At 69.8% G+C, this 16,033-nt stretch carries 14 protein-coding genes; 12 read left to right on the forward strand and 2 right to left on the reverse strand.

Annotated features, from left to right (window positions below; genetic code table 11):
* Nucleotides 1-16 precede the first annotated feature (16 nt).
* Complete coding sequence (locus tag OG246_RS14095) at nt 17-1,399, forward strand: NarK/NasA family nitrate transporter (protein ID WP_266460918.1); 1,383 nt, start codon at nt 17-19, stop codon at nt 1,397-1,399.
* A gap of 124 nt (nt 1,400-1,523) precedes the next feature.
* Nucleotides 1,524-2,684 (forward strand): uroporphyrinogen-III synthase, encoded by a 1,161-nt coding sequence (locus tag OG246_RS14100; protein WP_266460922.1) that lies wholly within the window; start codon nt 1,524-1,526, stop codon nt 2,682-2,684.
* Here the strand turns inward: OG246_RS14100 and OG246_RS14105 are convergent.
* Nucleotides 2,633-3,190, reverse strand: a complete 558-nt coding sequence (locus tag OG246_RS14105) for a DUF1772 domain-containing protein (protein ID WP_266460925.1) — start codon at nt 3,188-3,190, stop codon at nt 2,633-2,635. The genes OG246_RS14100 and OG246_RS14105 overlap by 52 nt on opposite strands.
* A 190-nt stretch (nt 3,191-3,380) precedes the next feature.
* On the opposite strand from OG246_RS14105, the gene OG246_RS14110 reads away from it, so the two are divergent.
* The 6 genes from OG246_RS14110 (at nt 3,381) to OG246_RS14135 (ending at nt 10,701) form a co-directional block, all read left to right on the forward strand.
* The gene (locus OG246_RS14110) at nt 3,381-3,968 is read left to right on the forward strand and encodes an ABATE domain-containing protein (protein ID WP_266460928.1); all 588 of its coding nucleotides are present in this window, start codon (nt 3,381-3,383) and stop codon (nt 3,966-3,968) included.
* Nucleotides 3,969-4,159: 191 nt separating this feature from the next.
* Nucleotides 4,160-4,735 (forward strand): sigma-70 family RNA polymerase sigma factor, encoded by a 576-nt coding sequence (locus OG246_RS14115; RefSeq protein ID WP_266460930.1) that lies wholly within the window; start codon nt 4,160-4,162, stop codon nt 4,733-4,735.
* Between the two features lie 38 nt (nt 4,736-4,773).
* Nucleotides 4,774-5,553, forward strand: a complete 780-nt coding sequence (locus OG246_RS14120; protein WP_266460932.1) for an anti-sigma factor — start codon at nt 4,774-4,776, stop codon at nt 5,551-5,553.
* A 150-nt stretch (nt 5,554-5,703) separates the two neighbouring features.
* Nucleotides 5,704-8,199: a UvrD-helicase domain-containing protein gene (locus OG246_RS14125; RefSeq protein ID WP_266460935.1), complete on the forward strand. Its 2,496-nt coding sequence runs from the start codon at nt 5,704-5,706 to the stop codon at nt 8,197-8,199.
* A gap of 432 nt (nt 8,200-8,631) precedes the next feature.
* Nucleotides 8,632-10,065 carry an NAD-dependent malic enzyme gene (locus OG246_RS14130; RefSeq protein WP_266460936.1) on the forward strand — a complete coding sequence of 478 codons (1,434 nt, stop codon included), beginning with the start codon at nt 8,632-8,634 and terminating at the stop codon, nt 10,063-10,065.
* 354 nt (nt 10,066-10,419) lie between these two features.
* Nucleotides 10,420-10,701 (forward strand): HU family DNA-binding protein, encoded by a 282-nt coding sequence (locus OG246_RS14135; protein ID WP_016645140.1) that lies wholly within the window; start codon nt 10,420-10,422, stop codon nt 10,699-10,701.
* Between the two features lie 147 nt (nt 10,702-10,848).
* On the opposite strand, the gene murA is transcribed toward OG246_RS14135, so the two are convergent.
* Nucleotides 10,849-12,195: a UDP-N-acetylglucosamine 1-carboxyvinyltransferase gene (murA, locus tag OG246_RS14140; protein WP_266460957.1), complete on the reverse strand. Its 1,347-nt coding sequence runs from the start codon at nt 12,193-12,195 to the stop codon at nt 10,849-10,851.
* A 281-nt stretch (nt 12,196-12,476) separates the two neighbouring features.
* Between murA and OG246_RS14145 the strand changes: the two genes are divergently transcribed.
* From OG246_RS14145 to OG246_RS14160, 4 genes are all read left to right on the forward strand, one after another.
* On the forward strand, nt 12,477-13,049 hold the full coding sequence (locus tag OG246_RS14145; protein WP_266460962.1) for a YqgE/AlgH family protein: 573 nt from the start codon (nt 12,477-12,479) through the stop codon (nt 13,047-13,049).
* Between the two features lie 29 nt (nt 13,050-13,078).
* A complete protein-coding gene (locus OG246_RS14150) occupies nt 13,079-13,378 on the forward strand; it encodes a DUF3039 domain-containing protein (RefSeq protein ID WP_266460965.1) in 300 nt (99 codons plus the stop codon).
* Between the two features lie 104 nt (nt 13,379-13,482).
* Nucleotides 13,483-14,589, forward strand: a complete 1,107-nt coding sequence (locus OG246_RS14155) for a M48 family metallopeptidase (RefSeq protein WP_266460968.1) — start codon at nt 13,483-13,485, stop codon at nt 14,587-14,589.
* A 144-nt stretch (nt 14,590-14,733) separates the two neighbouring features.
* The gene (locus OG246_RS14160; RefSeq protein ID WP_266460971.1) at nt 14,734-16,029 is read left to right on the forward strand and encodes an extracellular solute-binding protein; all 1,296 of its coding nucleotides are present in this window, start codon (nt 14,734-14,736) and stop codon (nt 16,027-16,029) included.
* The last annotated feature ends 4 nt before the right edge of the window (nt 16,030-16,033 follow it).

The following is a 16,033-nucleotide window of genomic DNA, read 5'->3' on the forward strand; positions in this document are numbered from 1 at the left end:
GAACCGTGGAGGCGTCATGACAGCCCCTAGTACAGCCCCCGCACAGAGCAGGGGAGGCCGCTGGATCGACGAGTGGGATCCCGAGGACGAGGCCTTCTGGAATGAGGGCGGCGAGAAGGTTGCGCACCGTAACCTCTTCTTCTCCGTGCTCTCGGAGCACATCGGGTTCTCGATCTGGACCCTGTGGTCGGTGATGGTGCTCTTCATGGGGCCCGAGTACGGGCTCACCCCGGCCGACAAGTTCTTCATCGTGTCGATGGCGACGCTGGTCGGCGCGATCGTGCGGGTCCCCTACACCTTCGCCGTCGCCCGCTTCGGTGGCCGGAACTGGACGATCATCGCCGCGAGCATGCTGCTCGTACCGACCATCGCCGCGTTCGTCGTGATGGAGCCGGGCACCTCGTTCGGGACCTTCCTGGTCTGCGCGATGCTCGCCGGCGTCGGAGGCGGAAACTTCGCCTCCTCGATGACCAACATCAACTCGTTCTTCCCGCTGCGGAAGAAGGGCTGGGCCCTCGGGCTCAACGCCGGCGGCGGCAACATCGGCGTGCCGGTCGTGCAGCTCGTGGGGCTGGCCGTCATCGGGGCGAGTGGCGGGCCCAGGGTCCTGCTCGGCATCTACATCCCGCTGATCGTCCTCGCCACCGTCCTCGGCGCCCGCTACATGGACAACATCTCGTCCGTGAAGAACGACACCGGCGCCGCCAAGGAGGCTGTGAAGGACGCCCACACCTGGATCATGTCCTTCCTTTACATCGGGACGTTCGGGTCCTTCATCGGATACAGCTTCGCGTTCGGTCTTGTGCTTCAGACGCAGTTCGGGCGTACGCCGCTGGAGTCCGCGTACGTCACCTTCATCGGGCCGCTGCTCGGGTCCCTGATCCGTCCCGTCGGCGGCTGGCTCGCCGACCGCTACGGCGGCGCCAAGATCACCCTGTGGAACTTCGTCGGAATGGGCGCCGCGACCACGGTCATCATCCTCGCCTCGATGGAGGAGTCGCTGGCCCTGTTCACCACCGCGTTCATCGTGCTGTTCGTGCTGACGGGGCTCGGCAACGGGTCGACGTACAAGATGATCCCCGGCATCTTCCAGGCCAAGGCCATGGCCAAGGGGCTGAGCGGGGAGGAAGCGGCCGCCTACGGGCGCCGGCTCTCCGGCGCCTCCATGGGGCTCATCGGAGCGGTGGGCGCGCTCGGCGGGCTCGGGATCAACCTCGCCTTCCGGCAGTCCTTCCTGAGCGTCGGCTCCGGCACCGGTGCCTTCGTGGGCTTCCTCGCCTTCTATGCGCTCTGCTTCGCGGTCACTTGGGCCGTATACCTTCGCCACCCGGTAGCCGCCAAGGAGGCTTCCGCGCCGGCTACGGAGGAGAAGGTGCAGCTCAGCTACGCCCAGGTGTGACGTAACACTGGCGACATGCGGATGAACCGGGCCTGTCACGGGGCGTTGACAGGCTCGGTCAGCCGTAAGGCCAGCCCTGAGTGCACGACGACTCGAGTGCAAGACGAGAGCCGGGACGACCCTCATGTACGACGAACAGCAGCGACCAGAACCCCTGCCGCACGGCCCCCTCGCGGGGTTCACCGTAGGCGTGACCGCCGCCCGCCGGGCCGACGAACTCGGGGCACTGCTCCAGCGGCGCGGCGCCTCCGTCGTGCACGCGCCCGCTCTGCGCATCGTGCCGCTCGCCGACGACAGCGAACTGCTGGTCGCCACCAAGGAGCTGATCGACGAGGCCCCGGACGTCGTGGTGGCCACGACCGCCATCGGGTTCCGGGGGTGGGTCGAGGCCGCCGACGGGTGGGGGATCGGGGAGGATCTGCTCGCGCGGCTGCGCGGCGTCGAACTGCTCGCCCGCGGCCCCAAGGTCAAGGGCGCGATACGGGCCCAGGGGCTTACCGAGGAGTGGTCCCCCTCCTCCGAGTCCATGGCCGAGGTGCTCGACCGGCTCCTCGAGGAGGGCGTCGAGGGGCGCCGTATCGCCCTCCAGCTGCACGGGGAGCCGCTGCCCGGTTTCGTGGAGTCGCTGCGGGCCGCCGGAGCCGACGTGATCGTCGTCCCCGTCTACCGGTGGATGCCGCCCGAGGACATCGCCCCCGTCGACCGGATGCTCGACGCGGCCATCACCCGCGGCCTGGACGCGATCACCTTCACCAGCGCGCCCGCCGCCGCGTCCCTGCTGACCAGGGCGGAGAAACGCGGACTGCTGCCCGAGCTGCTCGCCGCCCTCCACCACGACGTACTGCCCGTCTGCGTCGGCCCGGTCACCGCCCTGCCGTTGCAGGCCCACGGCATCGACACGGTCCAGCCGGAACGCTTCCGGCTCGGCCCCCTCGTACAGGTGCTGTGCCAGGAACTCCCCGGCCGGGCCCGCACGTTGCCCATCGCCGGCCACCGGGTCGAGATCCGCGGACACGCCGTGGTGGTCGACGACGCGCTGCGGCCCGTACCGCCCGCCGGGATGTCGCTGCTGCGCGCTCTGTCGCGGCGGCCCGGCTGGGTGGTGGCCCGTTCCGAACTGCTGCGCGCGCTGCCGGGTGCCGGACGGGACGAGCACGCCGTCGAGACGGCGATGGCCCGGCTGCGTACGGCACTTGGCGCTCCCAAGCTCATCCAGACGGTGGTCAAGCGCGGCTACCGGCTCGCGCTCGACCCGGCCGCGGACTCCAAGTACGCCGACGCCTGAGGCCCGCGGTACAGCAGCAGGGCACGCGCCAGGCAGGCCAGCGCGAGCGTCGACAGCAGTGCCCGTACGACGTTCCAGGCCACCCACGGGTCCTCGAACTCCTCGCGTACGGCGGCCGGATCGGCGATCTTCGCGGGGTCACCGGCGTCCATGAGCTCGTCGTTGAGCGGAATGTTCACGGCGACGGTGACGAGGAAGACGAGCGCGTACGCGAGGAGGCCCGCGAACACCCACCAGCGGTGCGGCGACCTGCGTGACTGCCAGGCGGCGACCGCCGCGAGGAGCAGGGCGCCCAGGAAGCTCAGGAAGAAGACCGGGTTCTGGATCTGGTCGTTGATGTTCTGCATGACCTCGATGAAGACGCGGTCGTCGCTGCGGGAGAGCGACGGCATGATGTTGCACGCGTAAATGTAGAAGACCCCGGCGATCAGGCCCATCGCGACCGTGGCCGCAACCAGTACACCTCCGGCGGTGGTCCGCCGCCCCGTGCTGCTGTTGTCCGTCATGGGAATCAGTCAACCGGCGCTCCGGCACGGGTGACATGGCCGAGCCGCGCGGTCCCATAAGCGGACGTCCAGGGCGCGGGCGGTGGGAAGTCTTCCGGCGGGGGGTGCGCGCGTGCACTGTAGGGGGTACCTACTCCCTAAAAGCTCCCCTGAAGGCTCATGGCGGTAACCCCTAGGTGGTGACAGGCACATGGCATCGGGCATGGCCACGGCCTCGTACGAGCTGCGGTTCGACTCCGGGCGGATCTGCCTGGACCTGCTGGCGACCACCCACCCCGAGGAACGGCTCGACTCGGTGGACCACCTGCGCGCCTGGATCGCCCGCTCCGGGCTCGTCCCCGCGGGCACACCCCTGTCGGGCGCCGACCCCTCGTGGCTCGTCGGCTTCCGTGAACTGCGCGGGCACGTCGACCGGTTGGTGCGCGGCGAGCTCGACGCCCGGCCCGCCGACGCGGCGCTCGCCCGTGTCAACGCGGCCGCCCTCGCAGCGCCGCCCGCGCCCTGGGCCGTACGCGCGGACGACGGTTCGCTGCGCGGCCGGCTGCACTCGCCGCCCGGCCGCGCCGAGTTGCTCTCCCTGATCGGCCGGGACGCCCTCGAACTCCTCACCGACCCGGCGGCGCGGGCGAGCCTGCGCCAGTGCGAGGGTGACAGTTGTCCGATCGTCTACCTCGACACATCCAGGGGCCGGCGCAGAAGATGGTGTTCCAGCGAGGTGTGCGGCAACCGGGAGCGAGTGGCCCGGCACCGGCGTCGGGCGGCACTCGCCCGCGCGTGAACCTCGACGAGCATCGGCAGCGGTCACGCCCAACTGCTGGTAGTGATCAAGGAATCGCAGGGGGTGACCAGGTAACCGTCTTCACATCCTGCCCAAGAAATATGTGCGACCCCTTTGAACACACGCGCGCTGAGATCCGTACCCCGGGGTGAGCGACCGACTGGGGGAACCCCCGGACACCGGAGGTAGGCGTGCGCAAGGATTCCGCCGTGGCTGATGAACGCCCGCCAAGGGCACGACATCGCGCGTCTCAGTCCTCTGAGCCTGACGAGGAACTGATGCGTGCGCTGTACAGAGAACACGCGGGACCCCTGCTTGCCTATGTGCTGCGGCTGGTCGCGGGCGACCGGCAGCGTGCCGAGGACGTCGTACAGGAAACCCTCATCCGTGCCTGGAAGAATGCCGGGCAGCTCAATCGAGCAACCGGTTCGGTACGACCCTGGCTGGTGACGGTGGCACGACGCATCGTCATCGACGGACACCGCAGTCGGCAGGCCCGGCCGCAGGAGGTGGACCCGTCACCGCTGGAGGTCATCCCCGCGGAGGACGAGATCGACAAGGCGTTGTGGCTGATGACACTGTCGGACGCGCTGGACGACCTGACCCCTGCTCACAGGGAAGTCTTGGTCGAAACATACTTTAAGGGGCGTACGGTCAATGAGGCGGCCGAGACGCTCGGCATCCCCAGTGGCACCGTGCGCTCACGGGTGTTCTACGCCCTGCGGTCGATGAAGCTGGCTCTGGAGGAGCGGGGGGTGACGGCATGAACACATACGGGGGATACGGAACGGGTGGTCCGGGAGCCATGCAGAGTCCACAGGGGCAGCAGGGTCCCGGTGACATTCACGAGACGGTCGGCGCGTACGCCCTCGGCATTCTCGACGACGCCGAGGCAACCGCTTTCGAAGGCCATCTCGCCACCTGCGAGTGGTGCGCCCAGCAGCTCGACGAGCTCGCCGGGATGGAGCCGATGCTCGCCGCGCTCGCGGATCTGCCCGCCTCGATGGGCACCCCGGCGATCGGCGAGTCGCTGTCCGCCCGCCCGAGCCCACAGCTCGCGGAACGCCTGGTCGACGAGGTGTCCGAGCGGCGCGCCCAGAAGCGCCGGCGGAGCTTCTACATGGTGGCGGCCGCGGCCGCGCTGATCGTCGGCGGCCCGCTGACCGTGCTCGCGGTCAACGGCGGCAACGAGGGCACCACCACGCCCCAGGCACACGCCACCAGTCCCGCCAAGGCGGCCTTCGACGTCATGACCGACAAGGTCACGGCCACGGACGCGAGCACCAAGGTCACCGCCGTCGTCGCCATGGAGCCCAAGGCCTGGGGCACCCACGCCGTCCTGGAGCTCAAGAACGTCGCGGGCCCGGAGAAGTGCTCACTGATCGCGGTCGGCAAGAACGGCGAGCGCGAGACCGTGACCTCCTGGTCGGTCCCGACGTGGGGCTACGGCCTCCCGAACGCCAAGACGGACGAGTCGAAAGCTCCGCTCTACGTACACGGTGGCGCGGCCTTCACCCCCAACGAGATCGACCACTTCGAGGTCATGACCTTCGACGGGAAGCAGCTCGTGGAAGTGGACGCGTAAGCGGGCGCGTAACTCGTGTCAGCAGACGGATAACTCGTGTAAGCAGTGGACGCACAAATGGACGCGTGAGCGAACCGGAGCGCACGCGTAGCTTAAGGGCCCCCCTTCGCGTACGGTTGACGGCTGCCCAGCACGTCAGAAGGGGGCCCGGTGGCCGCTCAGGCTCAGCAGGAAACCGCGCTCGGTTCGGTCCACGATTCCGTACGGCAGAAGTCCCTCAGGGACGACTCCGTACGGGACCGTGAGATCAGCGTCGAACAGGAACATCTCGACCGGGTATACCGGCGCCTCGAGGAGAAGATCCACGAGGCGGAGTTCCTCATGAACGACGCCGCCAAGCGCGGTCAGGTCGGGACACCGGGGGCGCTCGCCGAGCGCGACGCCCAGGTGTTCCGGGCGGGAATTCACCTCAACCGCCTGAACAACGAGTTCGAAGACTTCCTCTTCGGCCGCATCGACCTGCTCCTGGGGAAGGACGGCAAGAAGGGTCCGGACGGCGCGTACACGGCGGTGGAACCCGCCGAGGGCGCCGTGCGCGACAACAACACCGCGGAGATCGCGGAGACGCTGCACATCGGCCGTATCGGTGTCCTGGACACGGACTACGCGCCGCTGGTCATCGACTGGCGGGCGCCCGCCGCGGCCCCGTTCTACCGCTCGACCCCGGTCGAACCGGGCCGGGTGGTGCGACGCAGGGTCATCCGCTCCAAGGGCCGCAAGGTCCTCGGCGTCGAGGACGACCTCATGCGCCCGGAGCTCAAGGCCACCCTCGACGGCCGCGAACTCCCGGTGATCGGCGACGGCGCTCTGATGGCCGCCCTCGGCCAGGCCCGCAGCCACACCATGCGGGACATCGTGGCGTCCATCCAGGCCGAACAGGACCTGGTGATCCGCGCCCCCGCCGCCTCGGTGACGTACGTCGAGGGCGGCCCGGGCACGGGCAAGACGGCGGTCGCCCTGCACCGCGCCGCCTACCTCCTCTACCAGGACCGCCGCCGTTACGCGGGCGGCATCCTGATCGTCTCGCCCACGCCTCTGCTGGTCGCGTACACCGAGGGCGTCCTCCCGTCCCTCGGCGAGGAGGGCCAGGTCGCCATCCGCGCCATCGGCTCCCTCGTCGACGGCGCCGAGGCCGCCCTGTACGACTCTCCGGCGGTGGCCCGCGCCAAGGGCTCGTACCGGATGCTGAAGGTGCTGCGGAAGGCGGCACGGGGGGCGCTGGAGGCACCGTCGGGGTCCTCCGGTGGCGCCGGCCGGTCGTCCAACGGCGGCGGCCCCGGCCGGTCGTCCAACGGCGGCCGGTCCGCCGCGGGCGCCCCGGACCAGCAGCTCTCCTTCGGTGAAGGCTTCGGCGAGGACTCCGGTGACGACGGAGACGCCCGGCCGCAGGCCCCCGCAGGCGCCCCCACCCGCCTCCGCGTCGTCGCTTTCGGGCGCCGCCTGGAGCTGGAGGCCCCCGAGCTGGACCGGATCCGCAACAACGCGCTGAGCGGTACCGCGCCCGTGAACCTGCTGCGTCCCCGGGCACGCAAGCTGCTGCTCGACGCCCTGTGGGCGCGGTCGGGGGCCGGTACGCGGCACTCGGACCCGGAGCTGGCGGCCGAGCTGCGCTCCTCGTTCGACGAGGACATCACGTCCGAGGACAGCTTCATCGAGTTCCTGGACGTGTGGTGGCCCGAGCTGACCCCGCGGGGTGTGCTGGCCGCGATGGCCGACGAGCGGCGGCTCGGGCGGTGGGCGCGGCGGATCCTCAACCCCGGAGAGGTGCGCCGGGTGGCGCGCTCCCTCAAGCGGGACGGGCTCTCCGTGCACGACGTGGCCATGCTCGACGAGCTGAACGCCATCCTCGGCAGCCCCGCCCGCCCCAGGAAGCGGCGCGAGCTGGACCCGCTGGACCAGCTCACCGGCCTCGAGGAGCTCATGCCCACCCGCGAGGAGACGCAGTGGGAGCGCGCCGAGCGGCTGGCGCAGGAGCGGACCGAGTACGCGCACGTCATCGTCGACGAGGCGCAGGACCTCACGCCCATGCAGTGGCGGATGGTCGGCCGCCGGGGCCGGCACGCCACCTGGACCGTGGTGGGCGACCCCGCCCAGTCTTCGTGGTCCGACCCCGACGAGGCCGCCGAGGCCCGGGACGAGGCCCTGGGCAGCCGCCCCCGGCGCCGTTTCACCCTCAGCGTCAACTACCGCAACCCGGCGGAGATCGCCGAACTGGCCGCCAAGATCCTGGCCCTCGCCATGCCGGGCGCGGAATCCCCGTCCGCCGTACGGTCCACCGGCGTCGAGCCGCACTTCGCCGTCGTACGGGACTCACTCGCGCAGACCGTACGCGCGGAGGCCGCCCGCCTCCTCGACCGCGTGGACGGCACCGTGGGCGTCGTCGTGGCCATGAACCGGCGCGACGAGGCCGCCCGCTGGCTCAAGGGGCTCGGCGACCGCGTGGTGGCCCTTGGCAGCCTGGAGGCGAAGGGCCTGGAGTACGACGCGACGGTCGTCGTCTCGCCCGCGGAGATCGCCGACGAGTCTCCGGCGGGGCTGCGTGTGCTGTACGTCGCCCTGACCCGGGCGACCCAGCAGCTGACCATCGTCTCGGCGGACCGGGACGAGCCGGACGGGAACGGGGTGCCTGACCTGCTGCGGGACTGACCGCAGGCGCTGATGCCGAGAGGCCCACGTCACCAGGTGACGTGGGCCTCTCGTTCGTTCAGTGACACCGACCCGCCATGCTCGCCTCGCGGCAAGTGGTCGCTCGTAGCGACGAAGGTTGGGCCCGGGGGCTTGGATCGGGCCGGTGTCACGTCCACGGTAACAAACGATCCCCGCAAGGCAATTCCCGTCCCGAAAGTTCATTTCCGCGGCGCGGCCTCCCACCGGCCTCCCACCGGGATCACCCCTTCCGCCGCCACCTTGGTTCTCGTATGGTGGAATCTGTTTTCCGAAAGTGTCGAGCGCCCGCGAACAAAACGTTCGCAATCCGGGGCGGCTACCACGTACTCAGGGGTAGGTGCGACGATCGGACGGCATACCCGCGAGCCAGCGGGGCACGGCAGTACACGGTGAAAGCAGAGGAAGTCGGCCATGGCAACGGCGCCCAGCGTCTCCTACTCGATTACGGTCCGGTTGGAGGTGCCCGCGAGCGGAACCGCGGTCTCCCAGATCACCACGGCCGTGGAGTCCCACGGAGGCTCGGTGACCGGCCTCGACGTGACCGCCTCCGGCCACGAGAAGCTCCGGATCGACGTCACCATCGCGGCGACCTCCACGGCGCACGCCGACGAGATCGTCGAGCAGCTGCGCGGCATCGAGGACGTGACGCTCGGCAAGGTCTCCGACCGTACGTTCCTGATGCACCTCGGCGGCAAGATCGAGATGCAGTCCAAGCACCCGATCCGCAACCGTGACGACCTCTCGATGATCTACACGCCGGGCGTGGCCCGCGTGTGCATGGCGATCGCCGAGAACCCCGAGGACGCCCGCCGCCTGACCATCAAGCGCAACTCCGTTGCGGTCGTGACGGACGGATCCGCCGTTCTCGGCCTCGGCAACATCGGCCCGATGGCCGCCCTCCCGGTGATGGAGGGCAAGGCGGCGCTCTTCAAGCGCTTCGCCGGCATCGACGCCTGGCCGCTGTGCCTGGACACCCAGGACACCGACGCGATCGTCGAGATCGTGAAGGCCATCGCCCCCGGCTTCGCGGGCATCAACCTCGAGGACATCTCGGCGCCCCGCTGCTTCGAGATCGAGGCCCGCCTGCGCGAGGCCCTCGACATCCCGGTCTTCCACGACGACCAGCACGGCACCGCGATCGTCGTCCTCGCCGCCCTCAAGAACGCCCTGCGTGTCGCGGGCAAGGCGATCGGCGACATCCGTGTCGTCATGTCCGGCGCGGGCGCGGCCGGTACGGCCATCCTCAAACTGCTGCTCGCCGCGGGCGTCAAGAACGCGGTCGTCGCCGACATCCACGGCGTCGTGCACGCGGACCGCACGGACCTCGTGGACGCCGCCGCCGATTCGCCGCTGCGATGGATCGCCGACAACACCAACCCCGAGGGCCTCACGGGCACGTTGAAGGAAGCCGTGCGCGGCGCCGACGTGTTCATCGGCGTCTCCGCCCCGAACGTGCTCGACGGCACCGATGTGGCCGCGATGGCAGAGAACGCCATCGTGTTCGCGCTCGCGAACCCCGACCCCGAGGTCGACCCGGCAATCGCCCGCCAGACGGCGGCAGTTGTCGCCACCGGCCGCTCGGACTTCCCCAACCAGATCAACAACGTCCTGGTCTTCCCGGGCGTCTTCCGTGGCCTCCTGGACGCCCAGTCGCGTACCGTCAACACGGAGATGATGCTGGCCGCCGCGACCGCCCTCGCGGACGTGGTGACCGAGGACGAGCTCAACCCGAACTACATCATCCCCAGCGTCTTCAACGACAAGGTCGCGGGCGCGGTCGCCGGAGCGGTGCGCAACGCCGCGAAGGCGGCGGGGGCGACGGAGTCGGGCAGCACAAGCGTGTGAACGCGGCCGTGAAGCCGCTGTGATGGTCGCCACGACCGCCGGAGCCCCGGCGCGTCGTGGAAGGCGGGGCCTGTGGCCGCCTTTAGGGTGGCGGCCAGGCTCGGGCCTTGTTCCCGCCTTGCGCAGGCCTTTTCGTGTGACCCCCAAGGGTGTTCCTGTGACTCCCCAGGGGTGCCGGATTGGCTTTCCCGCCGCAGGTGGGGGCAGGATGCGTCTTCGGGCGCGAGGGTCCGGCGACGGACCCGGGTCCGGGGACCGATCGAGGACCCTGGCAGCATCGGCTTCACTGTGCCCGATTATGCGGCTCCGCCGCGTGGCACGCCTCAACAGCAAGAAGAACACGGGAGTAACGACATGAACCGCAGTGAGCTGGTGGCCGCGCTGGCCGACCGCGCCGAGGTGACTCGCAAGGACGCCGACGCCGTTCTGGCCGCCTTCGCCGAGACCGTCGGCGAGATCGTCGCCAAGGGCGACGAGAAGGTCACCATCCCCGGCTTCCTGACCTTCGAGCGCACCCACCGTGCCGCTCGCACCGCGCGCAACCCGCAGACCGGTGAGCCGATCAACATCCCGGCCGGCTACAGCGTGAAGGTCTCCGCGGGCAGCAAGCTCAAGGAAGCCGCCAAGGGCAAGTAAGGCCTACGCCGCCCGCGTTACGGGACGGCGCACGGCACAGCGGTACGCCAGACGGTGTACGGCAGAGCAATACGCCAATGGGGCGGCCCCCTTCACCGGGTGGCCGCCCCATCGTCGTACGTACGACTGTGTTTGTGTCTGTGTCAGTTACCCGAGGGCTTTCCCGGGCAGCTCCACCTTCGCCCCGAGTTCCACGAGCTTCTCCATGAAGTTCTCGTAGCCGCGGTTGATCAGGTCGATGCCGTGCACCCGTGAGGTGCCCTGCGCCGCCAGTGCCGCGATGAGGTACGAGAAGCCGCCGCGGAGGTCGGGGATGACCAGGTCGGCGCCCTGCAGCCGGGTGGGGCCGGAAACGACCGCGGAGTGCAGGAAGTTGCGCTGGCCGAAGCGGCAGCTGGAGCCGCCGAGGCACTCGCGGTAGAGCTGGATGTGTGCGCCCATCTGGTTGAGCGCGGAGGTGAAGCCGAGGCGGGACTCGTACACCGTCTCGTGGACGATCGAGAGGCCCGTCGCCTGGGTGAGCGCGACGACCAGCGGCTGCTGCCAGTCGGTCTGGAAGCCCGGGTGGACGTCCGTCTCCAGGGCGATCGACTTGAGCTGGCCGCCGGGGTGCCAGAAGCGGATGCCCTCGTCGTCGATCTCGAAGGCGCCGCCGACCTTGCGGTAGGTGTTCAGGAACGTCATCATCGAGCGCTGCTGGGCGCCGCGGACGTAGATGTTGCCTTCGGTCGCCAGCGCCGCGGAAGCCCACGAGGCGGCCTCCAGGCGGTCCGGCAGGGCCGCGTGGGTGTAGCCGCCGAGCGAGTCGACACCGGTGATGCGGATCGTCCGGTCGGTGTCCATGGCGATGATCGCGCCCATCTTCTGCAGTACGCAGATGAGGTCCTCGATCTCGGGCTCCACGGCCGCGTTGGACAGCTCGGTGACGCCCTCCGCCAGCACGGCGGTCAGCAGGACCTGCTCGGTCGCGCCCACCGACGGGTACGGCAGCTGGATCTTGGTGCCGCGCAGCCGCTGCGGGGCCTCCAGGTACTGACCGTCCGCCCGCTTCTCGATCGTCGCCCCGAACTGCCGCAGCACCTCGAAGTGGAAGTCGATCGGCCGGCCGCCGATGTCACAGCCGCCGAGGCCCGGGATGAAGGCATGGCCCAGGCGGTGCAGCAGCGGGCCGCAGAAAAGGATCGGGATCCGGGACGAACCCGCGTGCGCGTCGATGTCCGCGACGTTCGCGCTCTCGACGTGCGACGGGTCGAGCACCAGCTCGCCCGGTTCCTCGCCCGGACGGACCGTCACCCCGTGCAGCTGGAGCAGTCCGCGCACGACCCGCACGTCTCTGATGTCGGGGACGTTGCGCAGTCGGCTCGGCGCGCTGCCCAGCAGGGCGGCCACCATGGCCTTCGGTACGAGGTTCTTCGCACCGCGGACACGGATCTCGCCTTCGAGCGGAGTTCCGCCGTGGACAAGCAGTACGTCGTCAGAGCCGTTGACGGTCATGTATCTCGCGATCCGATGAGTTGGGCAGGCGTGATTTCGTCGGCGGGCACGTCGTGCTGGGCCGGAGAGTAAGGGTAATCGCCGCCTACCCCCCTTCAGTAAGCCCAAGGACCACTCAGCTGCGTCATAGCTTTGCCACAACACGAACCGTTCCTAATCGGGCACACGCGGTCACCGGCCCCGGCGTGCGCGGGGGGCGCTTCTCTGCGCCCTGAGCTGCATTCACACAGGTACCCGCATAGGCTCCCCGCTCACGGGGAAGATGCGGGATCATGTCTGGCATGACCGAGGTGTCCTCGCTCACAGGGCGGCTGCTCGTGGCCACGCCCGCCCTGGCGGACCCGAACTTCGATCGCGCGGTGGTGCTGCTCCTCGACCACGACGAGGAGGGCTCACTGGGCGTCGTCCTCAACCGGCCCACGCCCGTGGACGTCGGCGACATCCTGGAGGCCTGGGCGGACCTGGCCGGCGAACCCGGCGTCGTCTTCCAGGGCGGCCCGGTCTCCCTCGACTCCGCGCTGGGCGTGGCGGTCATCCCCGGCGGCGCGTCCGGCGAGCGCACCCCCCTCGGCTGGCGCCGCGTGCACGGCGCGATCGGCCTCGTCGACCTGGAGGCCCCGCCGGAACTCCTCGCCGCCGCCCTCGGTTCGCTGCGCATCTTCGCCGGGTACGCGGGCTGGGGCCCCGGCCAACTGGAGTCGGAACTGACCGAGGGCGCCTGGTACGTCGTCGAGTCCGAACCCGGAGACGTCTCTTCCCCGTCCCCGGAACGCCTCTGGCGCGAGGTCCTGCGCCGCCAGCGCAACGAGCTCGCGATGGTGGCCACGTATCCGGACGACCCTTCCCTGAACTGATGCCTGTGACCTTCAGTACCCTTGGCGTTATGAGCACTCTTGAGCCTGAGACCCAGCCCCAGCGAGGCACTGGGACGGGGACCCTCGTAGAGCCGGCACCGCAGGTGTCGCACGGTGACGGGGACCACGAGCGCTTCGCCCACTATGTCCAGAAGGACAAGATCATGGCGAGCGCCCTCGACGGCACGCCCGTCGTGGCCCTGTGCGGCAAGGTGTGGGTCCCGGGGCGTGACCCGAAGAAGTACCCCGTGTGTCCCATGTGCAAGGAGATCTACGAGTCCATGGGCGCCGGCGGGGGCGACAAGGGCAAGGACGGCGACAAGAAGTAACGCCGACCGGTCCTTCGGCGCAGTACGCCGCGTAGGCAGACCGTGCACGACCGCGGCATCCCTGGTGAGGGGTGCCGCGGTCTTGTCGTACCCGGGGGTGGGGCATGGAGTTGTTGCTGAGGGCGCGCGAACTGGCGGTGGCGCGGAAGCGCCGTGAGAGCCGGGCGCTGGTGGAGCGGGCTGAGCCGGGGAGCGCGGAGGAGCTGAGCCTCGCGGCGTCGGTGCTGGTCGAACTCCGGGATTCGCAGGCGGCGTTGCCGCTGGCGCGGCGGGCGGTGGCGCTGGCGCCGGACGACTGGCGGGGGCATCTGGCGGTCGCCGACGCCACTTTTCAGCTGCGGTGGTGGGGTGAGTCGGCCGCCGCTGCCCGCAGGGCCGTGGCGCTGGCGCCGGAGGAGGCGGCGGCGCACCGGGCGCTGGGTGTCGCACTGAACCGACGGATCGGCGGCGGCCGTGAGGCGAGACGGGAAGTGAAGCGCGCCAGGGAGCTGGGGGGCAGGGGGGCGTTGCGGACGCCTGGGCGACGTAGCCCGTGGTGGCTCCTGCCGATCGTCGCGCCGCTCGCGGTCGCTGTCGTGCTGTCGGCGGTGGGCGACTGGCCGGACGCAGTGGAGGACCTCATGCTGCTGGCCCGTGTGGTGCCTCCCGTGCTGGTTCTGTTGCTCATCGTCATGCCCAGCCGGGCCGGCCTCACCTGGTCCGAGCGGATCGCGGAGCTACGGGCCGTGAACGAGGAGCGGTACGGCGACGGGGGTCGCGCGGCGCGCAGACGGGCCGGGCCGGCGGCGATGCCCTGGGGCTGTGCTTTGGCCGTGGGCGCCGGACTGCTCGCAGTGCCCGCTGCCGACGGGGACCCGCTGTCCGCGTCGGTCGTCGTGCCGGCGGTGCTGATCGGTGGCGGTGCGCTGGTGATCCTCGCGCGGCGCACCGTACGCCTCTGGTACGGGGAGCGCTTCCTGCGTGACGTGTTCGTACCGAGCGTCTTCGTGCGCGTCCATCTGGTCGCGGCGGGAGTGCTCGGCGGGGGCGTCGTGCTGCTGACGCTCGGCGATGCGCCCCCGGGGCCGTGGCGGGTGCTGCTCATCTGGTCCGTGGTGTGGTTCCTGTTCGGCATGATCTCCGCGCTCTTCGTTCAGGGGCTGCCCGAGTCGGAGCAGAAGGCCGTTGACCAGGGGCCGGGCGGGCCGGAGAAGGAGCCCGCCGACAGCTGACCGTTGCACGGAGTGCGTCACCTGGTCACGAAGTGGTTGAGACCTCTTGTGGGCATGTTCATGTACTCCATAGCCTCCGATGTGTTGTGCAGAGCGAAACAGCCATTGCGTATGTTGCAACGCACCCCCATCGGAGGATGCTCCATGAAGCTCTCTGTCCGAACAGCCGTCGCCGTCACCGCCCTTGCGGTCGTCACCGCCTGTGCCCCCCAGACCTCCGACAACTCCTCCTCCGAGAAGGACGAGAAGACCGGCACCCTGCGCGTCTGGCTCTTCCAGGAGGTCAGTAACGCACCGAAGGAGAAGGTCGTCGACGCCGCCGTCGACACCTTCGAGAAGGCCCATGAGGGTGCCGACGTACAGGTCGAGTACATCCCCGTCGAGACCCGCGCCCAGCGCATCAAGGCCGCCTTCAACGACCCGAAGAGCGCCCCGGACGTCATCGAGTACGGCAACACGGACACCGCCGGCTACGTGAAGGACGGCGGACTCGCCGACATCACCGAGGACTTCGCCGACTGGAGCGAGGCCAAGGACACCGACCCGACGGCCAAGCAGTCCGTGACGGTGGACGGGAAGATCTACGGCGCCCCCTACTTCGTAGGCGTACGCGCCCTCTACTACCGTACCGACGTCTTCGAGGAGCTCGGTCTCGAAGTCCCGAAGACGCAGGCCGAGTTGATCTCCACGGCCAAGGAGATCCGCGCCGCCAAGCCGGAGCTCTACGGCCTCGCGGTCGGCGGCGCCTACACGTACGGCGCGATGCCGTTCATCTGGTCCAACGGCGGCGAGATCGCGAACGGCAAGGGAGGCTCGTACGCCTCCGCCATCGACAGCGCGGCCGCCCAGAAGGGCATCGCGGCCTACACCTCGCTCTTCGGCGACGACAACTGTCCGGCCGCCAAGTGCGCGGGCATGGGCGGCAACGACACGGTGACGGCCTTCGCGTCGGGCAAGGCGGGCATGGCCATCGGCGGTGACTTCAGCCACGCGGCCATCGAGGCGGGGTCGGTCAAGGGTAAGTACGCCGTCGTGCCGCTGCCGGGCGTGAAGTCGGGCGAGATAGCGCCGGCCTTTGCGGGCGGCAACAACATCGGCGTGCTGAAGAGCACTTCGCACCGCACGCTCGCCATCGACCTGATGGAGCAGCTGGCTTCGAAGAAGACCCAGGCCGAGCTGTTCGACGCCATGGGCTTCCTGCCGACGTACACCGATGTGCGCGCCGACGTCGCCAAGAAGGAGCCGTTCGTGAAGCCCTTCGTGCAGACGCTTGCCGCGGGCGCCAAGTTCGTGCCGGCCTCGCCCGCGTGGGCGCAGATCGACGCCTCGCTCGTCCTGCCGACGATGTTCCAGGAGATCGTCAGCGGCAAGAAGGACGTGGCGGCGGCCTCGAAGGACGCGGCGACGAAGATGAACGACGCGTTCAGCACCGTGGGCTGAGCGG

This window comes from Streptomyces sp. NBC_00620 (genome assembly GCF_026341825.1).
GTDB lineage: Bacteria > Actinomycetota > Actinomycetes > Streptomycetales > Streptomycetaceae > Streptomyces.

Excerpts from the sequence above, each read along its gene's own strand:
- OG246_RS14135 (WP_016645140.1), top strand. The coding sequence starts at position 10,420 with ATGAACCGCAGTGAGCTGGTGGCCGCGCTGGCCGACCGCGCCGAGGTG.
- murA (WP_266460957.1), bottom strand. The coding sequence starts at position 12,195 with ATGACCGTCAACGGCTCTGACGACGTACTGCTTGTCCACGGCGGAACT.
- OG246_RS14155 (WP_266460968.1), top strand. The coding sequence starts at position 13,483 with ATGGAGTTGTTGCTGAGGGCGCGCGAACTGGCGGTGGCGCGGAAGCGC.
- OG246_RS14100 (WP_266460922.1), top strand. The coding sequence starts at position 1,524 with ATGTACGACGAACAGCAGCGACCAGAACCCCTGCCGCACGGCCCCCTC.
- OG246_RS14160 (WP_266460971.1), top strand. The coding sequence starts at position 14,734 with ATGAAGCTCTCTGTCCGAACAGCCGTCGCCGTCACCGCCCTTGCGGTC.
- OG246_RS14130 (WP_266460936.1), top strand. The coding sequence starts at position 8,632 with ATGGCAACGGCGCCCAGCGTCTCCTACTCGATTACGGTCCGGTTGGAG.
- OG246_RS14120 (WP_266460932.1), top strand. The coding sequence starts at position 4,774 with ATGCAGAGTCCACAGGGGCAGCAGGGTCCCGGTGACATTCACGAGACG.
- OG246_RS14105 (WP_266460925.1), bottom strand. The coding sequence starts at position 3,190 with ATGACGGACAACAGCAGCACGGGGCGGCGGACCACCGCCGGAGGTGTA.
- OG246_RS14095 (WP_266460918.1), top strand. The coding sequence starts at position 17 with ATGACAGCCCCTAGTACAGCCCCCGCACAGAGCAGGGGAGGCCGCTGG.
- OG246_RS14150 (WP_266460965.1), top strand. The coding sequence starts at position 13,079 with ATGAGCACTCTTGAGCCTGAGACCCAGCCCCAGCGAGGCACTGGGACG.
- OG246_RS14110 (WP_266460928.1), top strand. The coding sequence starts at position 3,381 with ATGGCATCGGGCATGGCCACGGCCTCGTACGAGCTGCGGTTCGACTCC.
- OG246_RS14145 (WP_266460962.1), top strand. The coding sequence starts at position 12,477 with ATGACCGAGGTGTCCTCGCTCACAGGGCGGCTGCTCGTGGCCACGCCC.